This window comes from Streptomyces sp. NPDC001068 (assembly GCF_042897315.1).
Taxonomy (GTDB): domain Bacteria; phylum Actinomycetota; class Actinomycetes; order Streptomycetales; family Streptomycetaceae; genus Streptomyces.
Genome location: NZ_JBIAYD010000010.1, coordinates 356591 through 376865, shown reverse-complemented (window position 1 = coordinate 376865; position 20275 = coordinate 356591). Strand labels below are relative to the sequence as shown.

Here is a 20275-nt window from a genome sequence, read left to right as displayed (position 1 = left end):
CTAGGGGAAGACGCTCACTTGATGCCGGACCGCAGCCTGGGACTTCGTACCCTGCCCCCGCAGTCGGTGCAGGGAGGGACGCGTTTCGCCGTGCTGTTGCGGGAGCGGCCGACCTCGCCGCCGCAGGCGCCCTCGGACCGGCCGAAGGGCGACCAGCAGGCCGACAACCCCTTCGCCCCGCCGCCGGAGGGCACACCGGACCAGCCCTGGCAGCCGCGCCGCCCGGCCGGTGACCGGGACCGCGACGGCGGCGATGGCGGTGGCGGTGGCGGTGGCGGTGGCGAGTCACCGTGGGGCAGCCGGTGGAGCGACCGCCAGCCCGGCCGGCAGTCCGGCGGCTTCGGCAGGCGTCCCGACGAGAGCGGTCCCGGGGGCGGCGGCCAGGGCGGCCCCGGTGTCCCCGGGATGCGCTGGGACCCGACGGATCCGGCCCAGCGCCGGGCCCGGTACGCGCTGCTGAGCGGTATGTGGGCCTTCCTCTTCGCCCTCTTCGGCTGGCCCTACGTGGCCCTGCTGCTGGGTGCCCTGGGGATCTACTGGGGCGTCAGCGCGCTCCGCGCCAAGCCGCGCAGCCCCGAGGAGGCGGCGGCCGAGGCGAACGCCGCCAACACCGCGACCACCGTCGGCCGGCCGCAGACGACGGCCGCGATCAGCGGTCTGGTCACGGCCTCGCTGGCGCTGGCCCTGGTGGCGGCCACCTTCACGGCCCAGATGGTCTACCGGGACTACTACACCTGCGTCTCCGACTCCCTGACCAACCAGGCCAAGCAGTCCTGCGACCACCTGCTCCCGAAGGAGCTCCGCACCGTCCTGGGCACCACGAACAGCTGAGGTCCGGACCCCGGATCAGGTTCCGTCCGAACCGCCCCGGCCGTCCGAACCGTCCGAACCGCCCCGGCCGTCCGAACCGTCCGAACCGCCCCGGCCGTCCGGGCCGTCCGACGGCTCGGACGCCTCGCGCAGCGCCGCCCACCGGGCCTCGCGGGCCGTGTCGTCCTGCCGGGCTCCGGAGGCGGGCGGCGGCGGGGCGGCCCGCCGCATCTCGTACGGCTCGGCGGGCAGCGCCTCGTAAGCGTCACCGTCGCCCTGGTCGGGCAGCAGCACGATCACCGGGGGCGGGGCCGGCGTCCCCTCCTTCTTCTCCGGCGTCGGCTCCTGTCCCGCCTGCCGCCCCTGCTGCCGCACCGACCGCTCCACCGGCTGCTGCACCGACTGCTGCTTGCCGAAGCCCAGCCAGGCCGCGAGCGAGACCGGGCCCAGTCCCCGCCAGGCCCGCAGCACCAGGGCCACCGGTACGCCGACCCCGAGCAGCCAGGCTCCGGTCGCCGCGCCCGTCTGCCACCAGACCGGACCGAAGCGGGCCAGCGCGGCGACGCCCAGGGGGCCGCCGGACAGCTCGGCCAGGGCCGCGAGCAGCAGTGCGCACAGCAGGGCCGCCAGCACCGTCACCCCGGCCGTGCGCCCGGCCGCCCAGCGCCGTCGGACCGCCCGGCTCACCACGAACCAGGCCGTCGTCACGGCCGCCGCCGCCGGCACCACCCCGGCCAGCCAGTTCAGCGGCATGCCGGGCCCGTGCGCCGGGACGGCCGCGAGCAGCGGAAACGGCGGCAGCAGCGGTGCCGGGTCGGCGGCCAGGGGGTTGACGACGTGGCCGGCACCGAGCACGAAACCGGGGCCGACGGCGTACGACGCCGCCCACACCGCCGCGTTCGGGATCAGCGAGACACAGAGCAGCAGAACCGCGAACCGGCCCGTCCACCCCTCCGTCAGCTGCAGGAACGACGTCCGGGCCGGGACACCGTGCAGCACCAGCGAGACCGCGAGCAGCAGCGTCCCGCCGCCGAAGAACACGGCGACCCCGGCCAGGGCGGCGCGGACCGCGGTGCCCCACCGCACCCGGGTGTCGCGGCCCAGCAGCAGCCGCCGTACCGGGGCCGGGAGCTCCGCGACCAGGCTCAGCAGCGGCTCACGCGGACGGCCGTACGCCGTCCACACCCCGGCGCCCGCCGCCACCGCCGCGAGCAGCGGCAGACACACCGCCACCCATCCCCACACGGGCCGCAGTTCGCCGCCGGAGGCGTACAACGCGGCGCAGCCGCCGACACCGAGGTAGCCGGCCACCACTCCGGTCCACGCCGTGCGCGCCCGGATCGGCGGCGGTGCGTCGAGGCGGTCCCCGTCGCCGTACCCGTCGTCGTACCCGTCGCCGCGCCCGTCGCCGCCGTCACCCGAGGCGTCCACCGCCTCCCGTGCCCCCCGGTAGACCAGCAGCAGCGGCAGCAACGGCAGCAACAGCGGTGTCACCCCGACCGGGGCCGGCATCCCGGACAGGGTGTCGGTGCGCACCAGTTCGGTCCCGTGGGCGAGCAGCCACAGGGCCGCCGCGAGATGCAGTGCGCCGCCCGGTCCGCTGTCGGGATAGGGCGAGCTGACCCACAGCGCCATCACCAGCACGGCGGAGCAGGCGAGTCCGAGCCCGGCCGCGATCGCTCCGCCCAGGAGGCTCGCGCCCAGTCCGGGGGAACGGTCGAGCAACCGGCTGAGCAGGAGCGACAGGAACGGCGGGCGCGACGGGCGCGGCGGAGGTGCCGACGGCGGTCGGTGGGCGGGCATCCGGATCACGACGGCCATGCTCCCAACGACACGCGCTTTTCCGGCGTAACGGGCGAACCACCGAAGTGTCGCCCAATATATGTTTATGTGTTTTTTCGAAGGAAGGTGCGCCCGGTGACGCAGAGCCCTGTCCCCGCCGACGAGGCCGTACCGTCCACTGCCCTGACGCCCACTCAGGCCTTCGACGCCCTCTACGCGTTCTGCGCCCCGGCCCTGGTACGGCAGACCTATCTGCTCACCGGGCGCCGCGAGCTGGCACGTGAGGCCGTCGAGCGGGCCTTCCAACTCGCCTGGCAGAACTGGCCCCAGGTGGCCCGCGACCGGGACCCGGCCGGCTGGGTGCGGGCGGTGGCGCACGAGTGCGCGCTCTCGCCCTGGCACCGGTTCCGGCTGCGCTACCGGCAGCCCGAGGCCCCGCCGGCCGGCGCCGCGGACCGCGCGCTGCTGGAGACGCTCCTGCAGCTCCCGCCGTCGTACCGCCGCACCCTCCTGCTGTACGACGGTGTCGGCCTCGACCTGCCGGAGACCGCGGCGGAGACGGAGGCGAGCACTCCGGCGGCGGCGCGGCGGCTCACCCACGCCCGGCAGGCGGTCGCCGACCAGCTCCCCGAGCTGGCGGACCCGGCCGCGCTGAACCGCCGGATGGCCGAACTGGCCTCGGCCGAGACCCTGCGGTCGGCCCAGCCGCCCGCCGTGCGGACCTGCGCCGAACGGCAGACCCGCTTCTGGACCCGGTCCGCGCTCGCCTTCACGGCGACGATCATCGCGGCGACGACGCTCACGCTACGGACGGCGCCGACGCACTACGAGGCGCCGATCGGCCCGGCGCAGGCGATCAGCGGGGTACCGGCGGAGGTGGGGCTGGGGCCGCTGTCGGCGGGTGAGCGGGCGCTGCAGGCGAAACTGCGGAAGGCGGCCGAGAACGGGCCGGAGAGATTGGCGCCGGTGGCGCGGTAGCGAGGGGGCCGGGCGCGGTCGCGAGCGGTGGACGCGGGCGGGGGCGCGAGTGCGGGCGCGGGCGGGGGCGCGAGTGCGGGCGCGGGCGCGCTGGGGGGCTCGCGCAGTTCCCCGCGCCCCTGACGGGGCGTCGGCCCGGGTGGGTGAAACGCCGGTAGGCCCGTCCCCGATGCGGGGACGGGCCTACCGGCGTTCAGTCACGCAGCTGGTCAGCCGGCGAGGAGCTCGCGGGCCAGCTTCGCCGTCTCGGTCGGGGTCTTGCCGACCTTGACGCCCGCGGCCTCCAGGGCCTCCTTCTTCGCCTGGGCGGTGCCCGACGAACCGGAGACGATGGCGCCGGCGTGGCCCATGGTCTTGCCCTCGGGCGCGGTGAAGCCCGCGACGTAGCCGACGACCGGCTTGGTCACGTTCTCCTTGATGAACGCGGCCGCCCGCTCCTCGGCGTCGCCGCCGATCTCACCGATCATGACGATCAGGTCGGTGTCGGGGTCGTCCTGGAACGCGGCGAGCGCGTCGATGTGCGTGGTGCCGATGATCGGGTCGCCACCGATGCCGACGGCGGTGGAGAAGCCGATGTCACGGAGCTCGTACATCATCTGGTACGTCAGCGTGCCGGACTTCGAGACCAGGCCGATACGGCCCGGCTTGGTGATGTCGCCCGGGATGATGCCGACGTTGGACTGGCCCGGGGTGATGATGCCGGGGCAGTTCGGGCCGATGATCCGGGTCTTGTTGCCCTTCTTGCCGGCGTACGCCCAGAAGGCCGCCGAGTCGTGCACGGCGATGCCCTCGGTGATCACGACGGCCAGCGGGATCTCGGCGTCGATGGCCTCGTCGACCGCGGCCTTCGTGAACTTCTCCGGCACGAAGATGACGGAGACGTTGGCGCCGGTGGCCTCGATGGCCTCCTTGACGGTGCCGAAGACCGGTACCTCGGTGCCGTCGAAGTCGACCTTCTGACCGGCCTTGCGCGGGTTGACGCCGCCCACGACGTTGGTGCCGTCACTCAGCATGAGCTTGGTGTGCTTCATGCCCGTGGCGCCGGTCATGCCCTGGACGATGACCTTGCTGTCCTTGTTGAGCCAGATAGCCATGGTGTGTTCTGTCCTCGTCCTGAGTGCTTACTTGGCGGCGTGGGCCAGCTCGGCGGCCTTGTCGGCCGCGCCGTCCATGGTGTCGACGCGCTGCACCAGCGGGTGGTTGGCGTCGGTGAGGATCTTGCGACCCAGTTCGGCGTTGTTGCCGTCGAGACGGACGACCAGCGGCTTGGAGACGTTCTCGCCGCGGTCCTCCAGGAGCTTCAGGGCCTGCACGATGCCGTTGGCGACCTCGTCGCAGGCGGTGATGCCACCGAAGACGTTCACGAACACGGAGCGGACGTCCGGGTCGCCGAGGATGATCTCCAGGCCGTTCGCCATCACCTGGGCGGAGGCGCCGCCGCCGATGTCGAGGAAGTTGGCGGGCTTGACGCCACCGTGCTTCTCACCGGCGTACGCGACGACGTCGAGGGTGCTCATGACGAGACCCGCGCCGTTGCCGATGATGCCGACCTCGCCGTCGAGCTTGACGTAGTTGAGGTTCTTCTCCTTGGCGGCGGCCTCCAGCGGGTTGGCCGCGGCCTTGTCGTGCAGCTCGTCCCAGTCGTGCCGGAACTCGGCGTTGTCGTCGAGCGACACCTTGCCGTCCAGGGCCAGGACCTCGCCGGAGACGACCTTCGCGAGCGGGTTGACCTCGACGAGCAGGGCGTCCGACTTGATGAAGGTGTCCCACAGCTTGACCAGGATGTCGGCGACCTGGTCGGCGACGTCGGCCGGGAACTTCGCCGCGGCGACGATCTCCTTGGCCTTGGCCAGGTCCACACCGTCGATCGCGTTGATCGGGGTCTGGGCCACGGCCTCCGGACGGGTGGCCGCCACCTCCTCGATCTCCATGCCGCCCTCGACGGAGGCGATGGAGAGGAAGGTGCGGTTCGCACGGTCGAGGAGGAAGGAGACGTAGTACTCCTCGACGATCTCCGGGGCGGTCTCGGCGATCATCACCTTGTGGACCGTGTGGCCCTTGATGTCCATACCGAGAATGTCCGTCGCACGGGCGACGGCCTCGTCCGCGGAGGCGGCCAGCTTGACGCCACCGGCCTTGCCACGACCACCGACCTTCACCTGCGCCTTGACGACGGACTTGCCGCCCAGACGCTCGGTGATCTCGCGCGCCGCCTCAGGCGTGTCGATGACTTCACCGGCCAGCACCGGTACATCGTGCTTGGCGAAGAGGTCCCTCGCCTGGTACTCGAACAGGTCCACGCGCTTCCGTCCCTATCAGTGATCTCGCGGTTCGTTGGATGCGTGGGCGTGCCGCGAAGGGCAACGTGACGTCCGCAATGTGTCACAAGGGGGGCGCACACGGTGTCCGAGCGCGCGGCATGTCCGTCTCGCAGATTATCGCCGCTCGCGGAGGGTCTCTAAATCAGGGGTCACACCTGAGCGGTGATACCTGTCACATGATGCCGGGTATCCGGGGTTTCGGTGGCACGGCGTGCCGTCCCGGGAACGATGCGCGAGGTGTGCGGGAGGCCGGTGCGGGGGCCCTTGCGGGACCCGCGCGAGGCCTTGCGGGGCTTGTGCGAGGCCCTTGCGAAGCCCTTGCGGGGTCTGCGCGAGGCAGGTGCCGGGACCCGTGCGGGACCCGTGCGAGGCCCTTGCGGGGCCTGTGCGAGACCTTGCGAGGCCCCTGGGGGTCTGTGCGAGGCCTGTGCGAGGCCTCACCGGGCTGGGGTTGGCCCGGTGAGGCCTCCGCCCGGAGGCTGTGCGCCTCCGGGGCGGACCGCCGTTCCCCGCCCCACGGGGCTCGGCCGGTCCGGACCGCGGGGGCCCGGCGGGAGCGGACCGACGGAATTCGGCCGCCCGCCCCGGGTCACCCCGCGGAGTCAGTGGGAGTGGGACCCGGTCCGCCGGGCGGCGCCGGTGAAGAGCCGGGTGGGCGCGTCCCCGGCCACCTCGGAGCCGATCATGACGGCCGCCCGCCTCTGCAGGGCCTGGGCGTGGGTCCGGGCGGTGGCCTGCGCCTTGGCGGTGGCCCGGGCGGCCCGCGCGGCCCGGGCCCCCTGGATGGCCTGCGCGGCACGCGTCCCGGCGACGGCGTCCGGCCGGCGGACGGCCTCGTCGGCGGCCACGGCTACTGCGGCGGGGGAAGCGCTGATGTTCTTGTTCATGCGTACGTCAGTCCTTCGGGGCTCCGGCGCGGGTGTCACGCACCCGGGGAGGAGCCGGGAGTGCCTCCGGTGTGCCGGAAGCGCGGCTTGGCTGGGGACATCGCCGTCCGGAGGGCAGGGCGTCCGGAGGGGCAGGCCTGTTCCGCTCCCCGCGCGAGCGATCGGCGGCGGGCAGCGGGGCGTCCTAGCCGGGGAAGACGGGGATGTCCCGGTACCTGTCCTGCGTCCCGGTCGCGGCGGTGTGCGCGGCGGCACCGGGCACGAGCCGCAGCGGTGCCCGCTCCGCGAAGGTCACGGCACAGGCGTCGGCGTGCCGGGAGGAACCGCCGTCGACCGCCGCCTTGCCGAGCGCGCCGTCCGGGTCGCCGGCCGGCGCGGGACGGCCCGGGCCGTCGGGGGCGTGGGCGGCACGGTGGGCGCCGGTGTGCCCGGCCGCCGCCCCGGAAACGGGGGCGAGGGCGGAGCCGAGGCCGAAGCCGGTGCCGAGGCCGTACGGCCGGTGGGACACGACGGTCGCCGCCTGCCTGCCCGGGCCGGCACCGTGCCCCGGGCCGCCCTCCGCCACCGCGGGCCGCGTCGCGGTGGTGCCGGGCGCGGAGGCGGTCGGCGCCGGGACGGAGCCGGCGGGCGGCTCCGACACGGGCGGGGTGCTGGAGGAACCCGGCGGTTCCGGAAGCGCGGGGAGCTGTCCGGGCAGTTGTCCGGGCAGCGTGGTCAGCTCGGTCGGCAGCGCCGACACCTGCTGCAGCACGCCGCCGAGCCCCTCGGTCACGACCGCGCTCACGGTCGCGGTCACGGTGCCGGTCACCGAACCGGTCACCGAACCGGTCACCGAGCGAATCGTTTCCCCGACGACCGGCAGGACCGGCACGACCGGGGCCTCCGGTGCGGCGGGCGGGGCAGGGGGTGCGGGAGCCGTGGGAGTCCCGGGTGCCGGGGACACCGAGAACCGCCCGGGAGCCGAGGAGGATCCGGCGTCCCGCTGCGGGACGAGGCTGTGGGCCGTCGCCCGGTGAGGTGCCGAACGGCGGGAGGTGATCGTGCCGGGCGTGGCAGGGCTGGGCAGTGCCCGGTGGGACGTGACCGTGCCCGGCGTAACCGAGCGGTGGGGTGTGACCGTGCCGGGCTTAACCGGGCTGGGCAGTCCCCGGTTGGACGTGATCGTGCGAGGTGTCTCCCCGGGCCGCTTCGCCCCGACCGGTGTCGGCGTCGCGCCGCGCGCCGTCCCGCCCGTCCGCAGAAGGCCGTCCACGCCCAACCGGCTCATCAGCGACGCCACCGTGGGCGTCGACGGCACCGGGGGCGACGCCTCCGCCGCCTGCGCCCGCCCTCCGCACAGGAGGCCGAGCGCGAGCAGTCCACCGGCCAGCAGCACCAGTTGCAGCGCGCGCCGCCCCGCCGCCCCGCGCGACACACGCGCGGCGGTACCGGGCAGAACGGCTGGCGAGGTCAAGGCGGGGAGGATCCTCCGGTACGGCGGAACGCGGACGCGAAGCGGGGTGCGGCACGAGGGGCCGGCGAACACGGACCGCCACGCGGGCGTCGATCCTCGCACGCCCGGCCCGCCGTTGCGCAAGCCCCCCTCACCTACAGATCACCATGTCCGGTTCACAGGACCTCTTTGACTTGATGCGATCTCCTTCACACTGTGTCCAATACGGGAATCGGCCGCTTCTCGATCGCCGCGGCCATCACCTCGGGGAAGAGATCGGGCGTGCAGGCGAACGCCGGTGCCCCCAGCGCGGCGAGCGCGGCCGCGTGCTCCCGGTCGTAGGCCGGCGCCCCCTCGTCCGACAGCGCGAGCAGCGCCACGAACTGCACCCCCGAGGCCTTCATCGCCGCGACCCGCTTCAGCATCTCGTCGCGTATCCCGCCCTCGTAGAGGTCGCTGATGAGCACCACCACGGTCTCGGCCGGGCGGGTGATCTGCGACTGGCAGTACGCGAGCGCCCGGTTGATGTCCGTACCGCCGCCCAGCTGGGTGCCGAACAGGACGTCCACCGGGTCGTCGAGCTGGTCGGTGAGGTCGACCACCGCCGTGTCGAAGACCACGAGCCGGGTGTCTATGGACCGCATGGACGCCAGCACCGCGCCGAACACCGAGGCGTACACCACCGAGGCCGCCATCGACCCGGACTGGTCGATGCAGAGCACCACTTCCTTCTTCACCGACTGCGACGCCCGCCCGTACCCGATGAGCCGCTCCGGCACGACCGTCCGGTACTCGGGCAGGTAGTGCTTGAGATTGGCCGCGATCGTGCGGTTCCAGTCGATGTCGTGATGGCGCGGGCGGCTGATCCGGGCGCTGCGGTCCAGGGCACCGGTGAGGGTGGCCCGGGTACGGGTGGCGAGCCGCTTCTCCAGGTCCTCGACGACCTTGCGCACGACCGCCCGTGCCGTCTCCTTCGTCGTCTCCGGCATCGCCTTGTTCAACGAAAGCAGGGTGCCGACCAGGTGCACGTCGGCCTCCACCGCTTCGAGCATCTCGGGCTCCAGCAGCAGCGCGGCCAGCCCCAGCCGGTCGATGGCGTCGCGCTGCATGACCTGGACGACGGAGGACGGGAAGTACGTCCGGATGTCGCCGAGCCAGCGCGCCACCGACGGTGCCGACGCCCCCAGTCCGGCCGAACGCTCCCGCCCCGGCTGCGGCCCGTCGCCCTTCCCGTAGAGCGCGGCCAGCGTCCCGTCCATCGCCGCGTCCCGCCCGGACAGCGTGCACCCGGTCCCGTCGGCGGCCTCACCGCCGAGCACCAGCCGCCAGCGCCGCAGCCGTTCCCGTGCCGTGTCGTCGAGGCCGGTTCCGCCGGCCGCCGGGTCCGCCGTCATCTCCCCACCCCCGCCAAGTCGTTGTCCGGTGCCTTCTCGTCCGTACCGTCGAGGCCGAGCAGCAGCCGCAGCACCGGCAGTACGGCGACGGCGCGCTCCTCGTCGGCGTCGGCACCGAAGCCCGGTGTCGGGCCGGCCTGCCCGGGCGCGTCCGTCCGCTCCCCCGGGCCCCGGCGCACCAGCTCGCCGATCGTCCTGCGCACACCCGGTTCGTACGCCGAGAACGTCCGCCGCAGCAGCGGCAGTACGTCCGTGAACGCCTCCGCCGGTACCCCGGTCAGCCACGTGTCGACCAGGCCGAGCAGCCGCTCGTCGTGGACCAGCAGCATTCCGCCCCCGCCGCCCCCGACGAACCCCTCGACCCAGGCGGCGGCCGCCGCGGGCGGTGTCCCCGGCGAGAGCACCAGCCCCATCAGCCGGGCCGCCTCCGCCGCCGCCAGCTCCCCCTCGTCCAGCAGGATCCGCACGGCCCGCCCCCGCAGCACCCCGGGCACGGTGTCCCGCCCGGACAGCGTGCGCAGCACCGCCCGCCAGCGGCCCCGCAGCCCGCCGCCACCGCCTGGGGCGAGGGGCTCGTCGGCCTCGGCGTCGGCACCCGTCCCGGGCTCCCCGAGCAGTCCCACCGCCGTGTGCACCGCGTCCACATGCCCCCGCATCTCCTGCGCCGCGTCCGGGTCGAGGGCCGCGCAGGCCGGCGGGAGTCCGACGAAGATCCGCTCGGCGAGGCCCGCGGCCACCTCGGCGAGGGCCCGGGTGTCGGTGCCCCGCACGTCCCCGTAGCGCAGGGAACGGACCAGGGCCGGCAGTGCCTGGGCGAGCTGACCGACGTCCGTGTCCAGGGCGGCCCGGTCGGCGAGCGCCCGCATCACCACCGGCAGCGCGTCCGGCACTCCGGCGAGCAGACACTGTTCGGCGAGCGCGGTCACGTCGGCGAGCGCGGTCGCCTGCTCCGCGTCTGCCTCGGCCCTGGCCGTCGCCGCGCTCTCGACGGTCGTCCCCCACACTCCGGCCTCGGCGACCCGTACCGACAGCTCGGGCTCCCAGCTCAGCCGCCAGGTCTCCCGGAACGTGCCCGTGCTCCCCCGCGACCGGGTCTGCTCACCCCACCCGATGCCGAGCAGCCGCAGCCGGTGCAGCAACCGGCTTCGCCCGGCGTCGGCCTCCTTGCGCAGGTCGAGCTCCACCTCCCGCTCCAGAGCCTCCGGCTTGAGCCTGAGCCGGCGCTGTTCCCGGGCCAGGTCGCGCTGCAACGGCACCGCGGGCGCCGCCTCCGGCACCTCCCCGAGCACGTCCCCGACCACGAGCCGGTCGTGCACCAGAGCCAGCGGGACGTCCGAGCCCTCGCAGAGCACCGCCCGCACCGCGTCGGTGGTCTCGCCGAGGCCGGGCAGCGGCCGGCCGCGCATCACGGCGAGCGTGTCGGCCAGCCGTACCGCCTCGATGACGTGGGCGGAGGAGACGATCCGGTCCTCCTCCCGCAGCAGGCCTGCGACCTTGGTGAGCCAGCGCTCCACCGGACGGTCCGGGGCCTGGAAAAGATGCCCGTACCAGCCCGGTGAGTCGATGCCCGCGCCGTATCCGCTCGACCGTGCCAGCCGGCGGTTGGTCCACGGCACCCAGGTCATGTCCGTCCTGACCTTGGGCAGACCCTTCAGCAGCTCCCGGTCGGCGGCGACGGTGCTCCGCGCGCGCAGTGCCGGCACGTGCCACGCCCCGCACACCACCGCGACGTCCGCGCCGAACTCCTTCTGCGCCGCCCGCAACTGGAGCCGCATATGGGCCTCGCGCACCAGGTCCCGGTCCCGCCCGCCGCCCCCGTACGTCTCCCGCACCGCCGTCATCGCCTCCGCCACGGCGGTGAACGCGGCGAGCGCGTCCCGCCCTTGTTCCCCGCTTCCGCCACGGTGTTCGACGACGTCCTCCCACCAGCGCTCGGGGTCGTCGTGACCGGCGGCCTCGGCGAGGGCCGCGAGCGGGTCCAGGCGCATCCTCCGGTCGGTGTCCGGGACACCGCTCCCGTCCCCGGATCCGTCGGCGTCGACGGGTGTCACCGTCTCCTCGTCCGCCGTCTCCCACGCCAGGGTGTGCGTGGCCGGCAGGTCGATGAAGCGGGCCGGGACCCCGTGGTCCAACGCCCAGCGGACGGCCACCCATTCGGGGCTGAAGTCGGCGAGCGGCCAGAAGGCGGAGCGGCCGGGTTCGTCCACGGCGTGGGCCAGGAGGGCGACCGGTGGCCGCATCCGCGGGTCGGCGGCCAGCGGGATCAGTGCGTCGGCCTCGGGCGGCCCCTCGATCAGCACGGCCTTCGGCCGGACGGCCCGCAGGGCGGCCCGCACCGCCCGCGCGGAGCCGGGGCCGTGGTGCCGCACCCCCAGCAACAGCGGCCCGCTCCGCCGCCCCTCGGTCTCGTTCACGCGCTCACCTCCCGGCAGGCGCGGTAGAAGTCCTTCCAGCCGTCGCGCTCGCGGACGACCGTCTCCAGGTACTCCTGCCAGATGACCCGGTCGGCGGCCGGGTCGCGGACCACCGCGCCGAGGATGCCGGCCGCGACGTCACCGGCCCTCAGCACTCCGTCGCCGAAGTGCGCGGACAGGGCGAGTCCGCTGGTGACCACGGAGATCGCCTCGGCCGTGGAGAGCGTGCCGCTCGGTGACTTCAGCTTGGTCCGCCCGTCGGCGGTGAGGCCGTCGCGCAGCTCCCGGAAGACGGTGACGACCCGCCGGATCTCCTCGATGCCGTCGGGCACCGCGGGCAGGTCGAGGGACCGGCCGATCTGGTCGACACGGCGCGCGACGATGTCGACCTCGGCGTCGGGGCTCTCCGGCAGCGGCAGGACGACGGTGTTGAAGCGGCGGCGCAGGGCGCTGGAGAGGTCGTTGACGCCCCGGTCGCGGTCGTTGGCGGTGGCGATCAGGTTGAAGCCGCGGACCGCCTGGACCTCCTGGCCCAGCTCGGGGATCGGCAGGGTCTTCTCCGACAGGATCGTGATCAGGGTGTCCTGCACGTCGGCCGGGATCCGGGTCAGCTCCTCGACCCTGGCCGTCATGCCCTCCGCCATGGCCCGCATGACCGGACTCGGCACGAGCGCCTGCCGGCTCGGGCCGTTGGCCAGCAGCTGGGCGTAGTTCCAGCCGTAGCGGATCGCCTCCTCCGGGGTGCCGGCGGTGCCCTGCACCAGCAGCGTCGAGTCACCGCTGACGGCGGCGGCCAGGTGCTCGGAGACCCAGGTCTTCGCGGTGCCGGGCACGCCGAGCAGGAGCAGCGCGCGATCGGTGGCGAGGGTGGTGACGGCGACCTCGACGATGCGGCGCGGGCCGACGTACTTCGGCGTGATCACCGTGCCGTCCGGCAGCATGCCGCCGAGGAGATACGTGGCCACCGCCCAGGGCGACATCCTCCAGCGGGCCGGACGGGGCCGGTCGTCCTGCGCCGCGAGCGCGGCGAGTTCGTCGGCGAAAGCGTGCTCGGCGTGTGGTCGCAGCGCGTTCTCGGTGGTCTTCGGGTCGGTCGGTTCCACGGACACAGTCATGGCTGAGGCCCCCTCCAGCTCGGCCGGTTCGGATCTGGTGTCCACCGTGCACCACGCCACTGACAATCGCTCTGACCTGCACAAACGCCTCCGCCGGGGCGATTGTCAGTGGGGGGATCTACCTTCGACGACATGACTCAGCAGGGGGTGCGCTGGAGCGCGGACCAGGTGCTGGCACTGGCTCCTGACGCCGCGTCACGCAAGGCGGGAAGCAAGCTCGGAGCGGCGGGGCCGTGGTCCGGGGCGGGGAGTTGCGAGGAGGGGAGCGTATGGGGACTGTGCAAGGGCAGCGGCAGCAAGCCGTACCAGACGATCGTGGACATCGCGGACCCGGCCGGGCTCGCGTACAAGTGCAGTTGTCCCAGCCGGAAGTTCCCCTGCAAGCACGCCCTCGGGCTGCTCCTGCTGTGGGCGGGCGGGGACGACACGGTGCCGGCGGTGGCGGAGCCGCCGGACTGGGCTGAGCAGTGGCTCGCGGGCCGGCGCAGGCGCGCGGAGGACAAACGGTCGGCGGGCGAGGGGAGTTCCCCGGCCGCCGCTGATCCGGAGGCGGCCCGGCGGCGGGCCGAGAAGCGGGCCGAGCGGGTCACCGCCGGCGCCACGGAGCTGGAGCAGCGCCTGACCGACCTGCTGCGCGGGGGCCTGGCCGCGGCCGAGCAGGCGGGGTACGGCCTGTGGGAGGAGACCGCGGCCCGCATGGTCGACGCCCAGGCACCCGGTCTGGCGGCCCGGGTACGGGAGTTGGGTGCGATACCGGGCTCCGGGCCCGGCTGGCCGGTGCGGCTGCTGGAGGAGTGCGCGCTGCTGCACCTCCTCGACCAGGGCTGGCTGCGCCGCGACCGGCTCCCGGAGGACCTCGCCGCGACGGTCCGCTCCCGCGTCGGCCTGCCCGCGGCGGCGGACGGCCCGCCGGTGCGCGACCGGTGGCTGATCCTCGCCCAGTACGACTCGGCGGACGCGAAGCTGACGACCCGCCGGATCTGGCTGCACGGCGCCGACTCGGGCCGTACGGCACTGCTCCTCTCCTACGGTGCGGCCGGCCGTGCCCCGGAGCTGGCGCTGCCCGTCGGTCTCGCCCTGGAGGCGGAGCTGTCCGCCTTTCCCGGCACGGGCGGACACCGGGCGGCCCTGGGCGAGCGGTTCGGCGCGCCCGTGCCCCTTCCGGTACGGCCGCCGGGCATGACGACCGGTCAGGCGGTCGCCCGGTACGGGGAGGCGCTGCGGGCGGACCCGTGGCTGGAGTCGGTGCCGGTGACGCTGGGCCGGGTGGTGCCCGTCAAGGACGGCGACTCCTGGCAGCTCGCCGACGCGGAGGGCGAGCGGGCGCTCCCGCTCTCGTCCGCCGCCCGCTCCCGGCCCGGTCTGTGGCGGCTGGTCGCACTCTCCGGCGGCGCCCCGGTCACGGTCTTCGGCGAGTGCGGCCACCGCGGCTTCACACCGCTGACGGCCTGGCCGGAACACACGGGCGAGGCGGTACCACTGTGCTGACCCGGACGCCGGACGCCGACCGTGCGCCTCACATCCGCCGGGCGCCTCAGACCGATCAGGCACCAGACGCCGACCGCGCGCCTCAGACCGACCGGGCGCCAGACTCCGTCCGCGCGCCTCACACCGACCGAGCACGACACGACTCCGTCCGGGCACCTCACATCGACCGAACACCAGAAACCGTCCGACCACCACACGCCGTCCGACCACCACACCCGGTCGGGCCACCACACCCGGTCGGCCCGCCCCGCACCGGCAGGCCGCACCGTGCCCTCGGCCCGCCCGAAGCGACCCGAACGCCTGGGGGCGTCGGTCCGATTCGCAGTACCCCGCCGACTCGCAGAGAGGAAACCCCGTGACGGCTTGGGAAGATCTCGTCACCACCGCCCTGCTGGGCACGGACCGGCGTCCGCCCGCGACCGGCGGGGCCGGACGGGAGGCTCCGGTGGCCCTGCTGGACGACGCGGCCGTGGCCACCGTGCGCCGACGGGCCGGACTGCGTCCCGCGCGCGCCGCTAACCGCCCCGAACCGGCTCCCGAGGACCCGCGCCCCGCGCTGCCGGCCGCGGCGGCCCGCAGACTGGCCATGCTGCTTTCCGACCGCCCGGGCACCGGAGGCGGCGGTCGCCGCGGCACCTCGCCCGACCTCATGGAACTGCTGCCCCAGTGGCTGGCGGCGGCCAACGCGCGCGGGTTCGCCGCACCTCCGCAGACGCTGCCCGCGCTGCTGGACGCGGCCCGTGGCCGTACCGACCTGCGGCCCGCGGCGCTGGTCTTCGCGGGCCCACGCGCACTGTGGCTGGCCCGGTTCAACCAGGACTGGCGGTTCGCGCTGCGTGCGGCGCCGGGCGGCGGCGCGAGCCTGCCCGACCCCGAGGACACCGACGCGGTACGGCAGCTGTGGCAGGAGGGACTGTTCGCCGAGCGGGTCGCGCTGCTCGGGGCGCTGCGGGCCCGCTCGCCCGAGGCGGCGCGCGAGCTGCTGGCCGGCACCTGGGCCACCGAGCGGGCGGAGGACCGGCTGATGTTCCTCGACTCGCTGCGTACCGGCCTGTCCGCCGGGGACGAGCCGTTCCTGGAACTGGCCCTGTCGGACCGCAGCCGTAACGTGCGAACGACGGCGGCGGAGCTGTTGTCGACGCTGCCCGGGTCGGCGCTGGCGGGACGGATGGCGGTGCGGGCCGGCGCCTGTGTCGGCATCGACCGTACGGGCGAGGGCCCGGTGATCGTGGTGGAGGCGCCGCCCGAGTGCGACCCGGGCATGGAGCGGGACGGCGTGGTGGCCAAGCCGCCGACCGGACGCGGTGAACGGTCCTGGTGGCTGGGCCAGTTGGTGGAGGCGGCTCCGCTCTCCACCTGGTCGGCGCGGCTCGGCGGCCGCCCGCCCGGGGAGATCGTGGCGCTGCCGGTCGCGGACGACTGGCAGGGCGAGCTGCACGCGGCCTGGTGCCGGGCCGCCGTTCGGCAGGGGGACGCGGCGTGGGCGAGAGCGCTGCTGGGCGTCCCGGCGGCACCGGAGGCGGGCGGCCCGGGCGCGGTGTCCCTGGCCGAGCGGGCCAAGCTGCTGGGCACGTTGGACGGTACGGAGCAGGCCGGGTGGGTGGCCGGGTTCATCGCGGCGCACGGCCTGTCGGAGGCGTTCCAGTTGCTCGGTGTCTGCGACGTACCGTGGTCGGCGGGGCTCGGCCGGGCCGTGGTGGACGCCCTGAACATCGCGCGGGACGCCGGGAGTTATCCGTGGAGCTTCAGCGGGGTGATGGGCCTGGCGGAGCGTTGCCTGGATCCCGCGGAAGCGGGCCGGCTGGACGCGCTGCTGGCGGTGCCGGACGAGCGGGAGGACGCGTCACCGGGTGCCGGCGGGTACTGGGCGGAGGCGTTCCAGCGTCTCGCGACGACTCTGCGGCTACGGGCGGTGATGCTGGCGGAACTGGGCCCGGCCGACGGCTGAGCCCTCGGTGCCGGGTCGCCCCCGGGGGGACGGGCCCAGGGGGTCGCGCCGGGGAACCCGCGTCGGCGGGAGCGGTCGCGGGCCCTCGGGCGTCCGGAGCGACCCGGTCGCCTCGGCCCTCCGTTCCGCCCTTCGGTGCGTCCCCGTCGGCCCGCCCTCGCCGGTGTGCCGTGGCGCGAACGCCGGTCACGCCTGCGAAGGCTGGCGGACGTTCTCCCGTACCCACTCCACGATCGACGTCGTCGTCGCCCCCGGCGTGAAGATCGCGGCGACTCCCTTGTCCTTGAGGGGGGCGATGTCGTCCTCGGGGATGATGCCGCCGCCGAAGACGAGGATGTCCTCGGCGTCGCGCTGCCTGAGAAGGTCGATGACCGCGGCGAACAGGGTGTTGTGGGCGCCGGAGAGAATGGAGAGGCCGATCGCGTCGGCGTCCTCCTGGATGGCGGTGTCGACGATCTGCTCCGGCGTCTGGTGGAGTCCGGTGTAGATGACCTCCATGCCCGCGTCGCGCAACGCGCGCGCGATGACCTTGGCCCCGCGGTCGTGACCGTCGAGCCCCGGTTTGGCCACCACCACGCGAATCGGACCGGCTGCCACACCCATCACTGCCTCCATGACCATGAAGCGAACACGCCAGCATGCGTGCGTACCGACAAGTACCGCACATTCGGCGCGTTCCGCCACCCGTCTCAAGTGAACGAACGTTATCTCCAGCATCCCGCAACCGGCAGTTTCGCGGAGGTTACCGAGGGGGAAATCACACACAGTGGGACACGTCAGGGAGCCGCAGCGTGGTCCGCGGGGACAACAGGGGTACGCCATGCGGCCCGTCATCGTACCCTCGCGGCCTCCGTCCGGCATCCCATAAGGGCACACGGGGGACAGAGCGGTCCTCCGCGCGCCGACAGGAGGTCGGCCGATGAAGGTCACCGGGATACTCGAACCCTTTCTCCCGCTCTGCCGTCGTTTTCTGCCCGACAGGCTCGCCGGCCTGTCGATGGCCCTCCTCCGGTCGACCGCACTGGAAGCAGCGATCCTGGCCGGGCATCTGCTGCTCTACCCGACCGGCCTCACCCCGGAACGCCGCTCCCCCGCACCGCCCGCACCGCGTGACGGCACGGCCCTGCTGCCGGTGCGCACGGCCCCGCCGGTCGTCCTGCTGCACGGATTCATCGACAACCGCTCGGTCTTCGTCCTGCTGCGCCGCGCCCTCGCCCAGCACGGCGGCCAGCGCGTCGAGTCACTCAACTACTCGCCGCTCACCTGCGACATCCGCACCGCCGCCGGTCTGCTGGGCCGGCACGTCGAGGAGATCTGCCAGCGCACCGGCAGCCGCCGGGTCGACATAGTCGGGCACAGCCTGGGCGGCCTGATCGCCCGGTACTACGTCCAGCGGCTCGGTGGCGACTACCGCGTCCGCACCCTGGTGACGCTGGGCACCCCGCACTCCGGCACCCGGGTCGTGCCGCTCGCGGACGCGCACCCGATCGTGCGGCAGATGCGCCCCGGCTCAGTGGTCATGGAGGAGCTGTCCCAGCCAGCGCCCGGCTGCCGTACCCGGTTCGTCGGCTTCTGGAGCGACCTCGACTCGATGATGGACCCGGTCGAGGCGGCCCGGATCGAGCACCCGGACCTCATGGCGACGAACGTGCAGGTGACCGGGATCGGCCACCTCGCCCTGCCGGTCCACCCGGCGGTCGCGACCGGCATACGGCAGGCCCTGGACGAGGCGTACCCGGAGGAGCGGGTCGCGGGCGGCCTGACAGTGGCCTGACGATGACCTGACGATGGCCTGAGGGCGACCGGGCGACGACCGACGGCCGAACGGCGTCTCAGCGGGGCTTCGGGATCACGCGGCTACGGCGAAACGTGGCCGCGGCGAAACGGGCGAGTCGGTCATCGGGGGCCGTTCGGGCGCGCAATGAGCGCCCGCCGTCACCGAATTGGACCCCACAAAACTCGAACGCTCATCGAACACAAAGCCAAACCCGCGCCCGCCGTCCCCCGAAACACGGGCGAATGCCCGTTTCCCGAAACCACGAAACCTGCGGAAGATTGTCGCGCCCGTATACCGCCGGGTACAGTCGCCGCACTGCTCTGGCAGCCCCTGTTGTCGAGGCGAAAGAGAAGTTGGTGAACGACCGTCACCCGTCGGGGACCATGACCACCCCGGCCCCGGCTTCCGACGCCGGCCAGGCGCACTACGCGCCGTACGGCACGCAGGAAGCCCAGTACGGCGACTTCACCACGTACGGCGACCACACCGCTACCGGCTCTTTCCACAGCGACCCGCTCTTCGGGCACCTCCCGGGCCAGGCCCAGGCGACCGGCGCGTACGACGCCACCCAGTGGCAGACGGCCGGCGACCACACGCCGAACTACGACCCGTACGCGGCCCAGCACCACGCGGCCTACGACTCGGGCGCCTACGACAGCACCACGTGGACCGTCCCGCCGCAGGCGGCGCAGGGGACGACCGGCGACGGCAGCGGCCATTGGGACGCGAACGGCTGGCTCCAGACCGACCAGCCGGCCATGACGGGCGCCACCCAGCAGTGGGAGTGGGGCACCCAGGCCTTCGACACCGGCGCGTACGACGCCACGCAGTGGAACTCCGACGGCACTCCGGCGCACCCCGGGGAGCCGGACCACCAGCACGCGTACGAGCACGAGCCGCAACCGGCCGAGTCGCTCGACCACTCGTCGACCCGCATGTTCGACCAGGTTCCCTACGACGAGCCTGGTGAGAGCGGGGAGTTCACCGAATTCACCGAATACACCGAGTTCGGCGAGTTCGGCGAGTTCGCCGGGCACTCCGCGGAGCATGTGGAGCCCACGGAGTTCGACGGCTCCGGGGAGCCGGCCGCGACCGGCGAGCTGCCCGTCGTACCGGCGCTCCTGGAGGACCAGGAGGAGGTCACTCCGGCCGCCCCCGCCGCGACACGCGCCGGCGCTCGCGCGGGGTCTCGTTCCCGCCGCCGTACGCCCCCCAAGCGCTCCGCCCTGCTGACCGTCGCCGTGCCCTCGGTCTGCGTGATGGGGGTCGCCGGCATCGCGGCCGCCTCCGTCAACACCCTGACCGGCGGGGACGGCCAGGACACCACGGCCTCCGCCTCGGACGCGCAGTCGGTGAAGCCGTCCGCCGCCAACAGCAAGCTGGACGCCCAGCTGAGGACCCTCTCGGCCGGCGCCGACGACTTCGCGGACCGGGCCAGCCGGACCCAGGAGCGCATCGACCTCAAGACCCAGCAGGAGGCCGAGAAGAAGAAGGCGGCCGCGGAGGCGGCCCGCAAGGAGCGGCTGCGTCCCAAGTACGTCCTTCCGGTCACGCAGCGGGGCCTGAGCGCCTACTTCGGCCAGGCCGGCGTGAACTGGATGTCCGTCCACACGGGCATCGACTTCCCCGTCTCCTACGGCACGACCGTCATGGCCGCGACCGACGGCGTCGTCTCCACCAAGTGGAACAGCGCCTACGGCAACATGCTGATCCTGACGGCGAAGGACGGCACGGAGACCTGGTACTGCCACCTCTCGTCGTACCGTGTCGCCTCGGGTACGGCCGTGAAGGCCGGGGATCCGATCGCGTACTCCGGGAACTCCGGGAACTCGACCGGCCCGCATCTGCACTTCGAGGTCAGGCCGGCCGGGGGCGCCGCCATAGACCCGCTTCCGTGGCTGCGCAGCCACGGACTCGACCCGACCTGAT

At 73.9% G+C, this 20275-nt stretch carries 15 protein-coding genes; 6 read left to right on the top strand and 9 right to left on the bottom strand.

What is annotated here, in order from left to right; genetic code table 11:
* Nucleotides 1–21: 21 nt before the first annotated feature.
* Nucleotides 22–831 carry a hypothetical protein gene (locus ACFY3I_RS28520; RefSeq protein ID WP_390863759.1) on the top strand — a complete coding sequence of 270 codons (810 nt, stop codon included), beginning with the start codon at nt 22–24 and terminating at the stop codon, nt 829–831.
* Between the two features lie 15 nt (nt 832–846).
* Here the strand turns inward: ACFY3I_RS28520 and ACFY3I_RS28515 are convergent, their stop codons facing one another.
* Entirely contained in the window at nt 847–2631 is a 1785-nt protein-coding gene (locus ACFY3I_RS28515) for a DUF6350 family protein (RefSeq protein ID WP_390863757.1), read from the bottom strand.
* Between ACFY3I_RS28515 and ACFY3I_RS28510 the strand changes: the two genes are divergently transcribed.
* The gene (locus tag ACFY3I_RS28510; protein WP_390863755.1) at nt 2602–3570 is read left to right on the top strand and encodes an RNA polymerase sigma factor; all 969 of its coding nucleotides are present in this window, start codon (nt 2602–2604) and stop codon (nt 3568–3570) included. The two genes, ACFY3I_RS28515 and ACFY3I_RS28510, sit on opposite strands and share 30 nt — an antisense overlap.
* A 209-nt stretch (nt 3571–3779) precedes the next feature.
* Here ACFY3I_RS28510 and sucD read toward each other — a convergent pair whose 3' ends face one another.
* The 7 genes from sucD to ACFY3I_RS28475 form a co-directional block, all read right to left on the bottom strand.
* A complete protein-coding gene (sucD, locus tag ACFY3I_RS28505; RefSeq protein ID WP_365283893.1) occupies nt 3780–4664 on the bottom strand; it encodes a succinate--CoA ligase subunit alpha in 885 nt (294 codons plus the stop codon).
* Nucleotides 4665–4691: 27 nt separating this feature from the next.
* On the bottom strand, nt 4692–5870 hold the full coding sequence (gene sucC / locus ACFY3I_RS28500; protein WP_351693433.1) for an ADP-forming succinate--CoA ligase subunit beta: 1179 nt from the start codon (nt 5868–5870) through the stop codon (nt 4692–4694).
* A 623-nt stretch (nt 5871–6493) separates the two neighbouring features.
* Nucleotides 6494–6778, bottom strand: coding sequence for a hypothetical protein (locus ACFY3I_RS28495; RefSeq protein ID WP_390863753.1), 285 nt, complete (start codon nt 6776–6778; stop codon nt 6494–6496).
* 184 nt (nt 6779–6962) lie between these two features.
* Nucleotides 6963–8231, bottom strand: a complete 1269-nt coding sequence (locus tag ACFY3I_RS28490) for a hypothetical protein (RefSeq protein WP_390863752.1) — start codon at nt 8229–8231, stop codon at nt 6963–6965.
* A gap of 188 nt (nt 8232–8419) precedes the next feature.
* Nucleotides 8420–9604 carry a VWA domain-containing protein gene (locus ACFY3I_RS28485; RefSeq protein ID WP_390863751.1) on the bottom strand — a complete coding sequence of 395 codons (1185 nt, stop codon included), beginning with the start codon at nt 9602–9604 and terminating at the stop codon, nt 8420–8422.
* Complete coding sequence (locus tag ACFY3I_RS28480; protein ID WP_390863750.1) at nt 9601–12018, bottom strand: DUF5682 family protein; 2418 nt, start codon at nt 12016–12018, stop codon at nt 9601–9603. The genes ACFY3I_RS28485 and ACFY3I_RS28480 overlap by 4 nt, the downstream gene beginning before the upstream one ends.
* Nucleotides 12015–13133, bottom strand: coding sequence for an AAA family ATPase (locus tag ACFY3I_RS28475; protein WP_390863748.1), 1119 nt, complete (start codon nt 13131–13133; stop codon nt 12015–12017). Before ACFY3I_RS28475 ends, ACFY3I_RS28480 begins: the two co-directional genes overlap by 4 nt.
* Before the next feature lie 132 nt (nt 13134–13265).
* Between ACFY3I_RS28475 and ACFY3I_RS28470 the strand changes: the two genes are divergently transcribed.
* Nucleotides 13266–14621: an SWIM zinc finger family protein gene (locus tag ACFY3I_RS28470; RefSeq protein WP_390863746.1), complete on the top strand. Its 1356-nt coding sequence runs from the start codon at nt 13266–13268 to the stop codon at nt 14619–14621.
* 355 nt (nt 14622–14976) lie between these two features.
* Nucleotides 14977–16569 (top strand): DUF5691 domain-containing protein, encoded by a 1593-nt coding sequence (locus ACFY3I_RS28465; protein ID WP_390863744.1) that lies wholly within the window; start codon nt 14977–14979, stop codon nt 16567–16569.
* A 186-nt stretch (nt 16570–16755) separates the two neighbouring features.
* On the opposite strand, the gene ACFY3I_RS28460 is transcribed toward ACFY3I_RS28465, so the two are convergent.
* A complete protein-coding gene (locus ACFY3I_RS28460; RefSeq protein WP_362722276.1) occupies nt 16756–17172 on the bottom strand; it encodes a cobalamin B12-binding domain-containing protein in 417 nt (138 codons plus the stop codon).
* 316 nt (nt 17173–17488) lie between these two features.
* On the opposite strand from ACFY3I_RS28460, the gene ACFY3I_RS28455 reads away from it, so the two are divergent.
* Entirely contained in the window at nt 17489–18343 is an 855-nt protein-coding gene (locus tag ACFY3I_RS28455; RefSeq protein ID WP_390863742.1) for an esterase/lipase family protein, read from the top strand.
* Nucleotides 18344–18702: 359 nt separating this feature from the next.
* Nucleotides 18703–20274 (top strand): M23 family metallopeptidase, encoded by a 1572-nt coding sequence (locus tag ACFY3I_RS28450; protein WP_390863740.1) that lies wholly within the window; start codon nt 18703–18705, stop codon nt 20272–20274.
* Nucleotide 20275 lies beyond the last annotated feature (1 nt).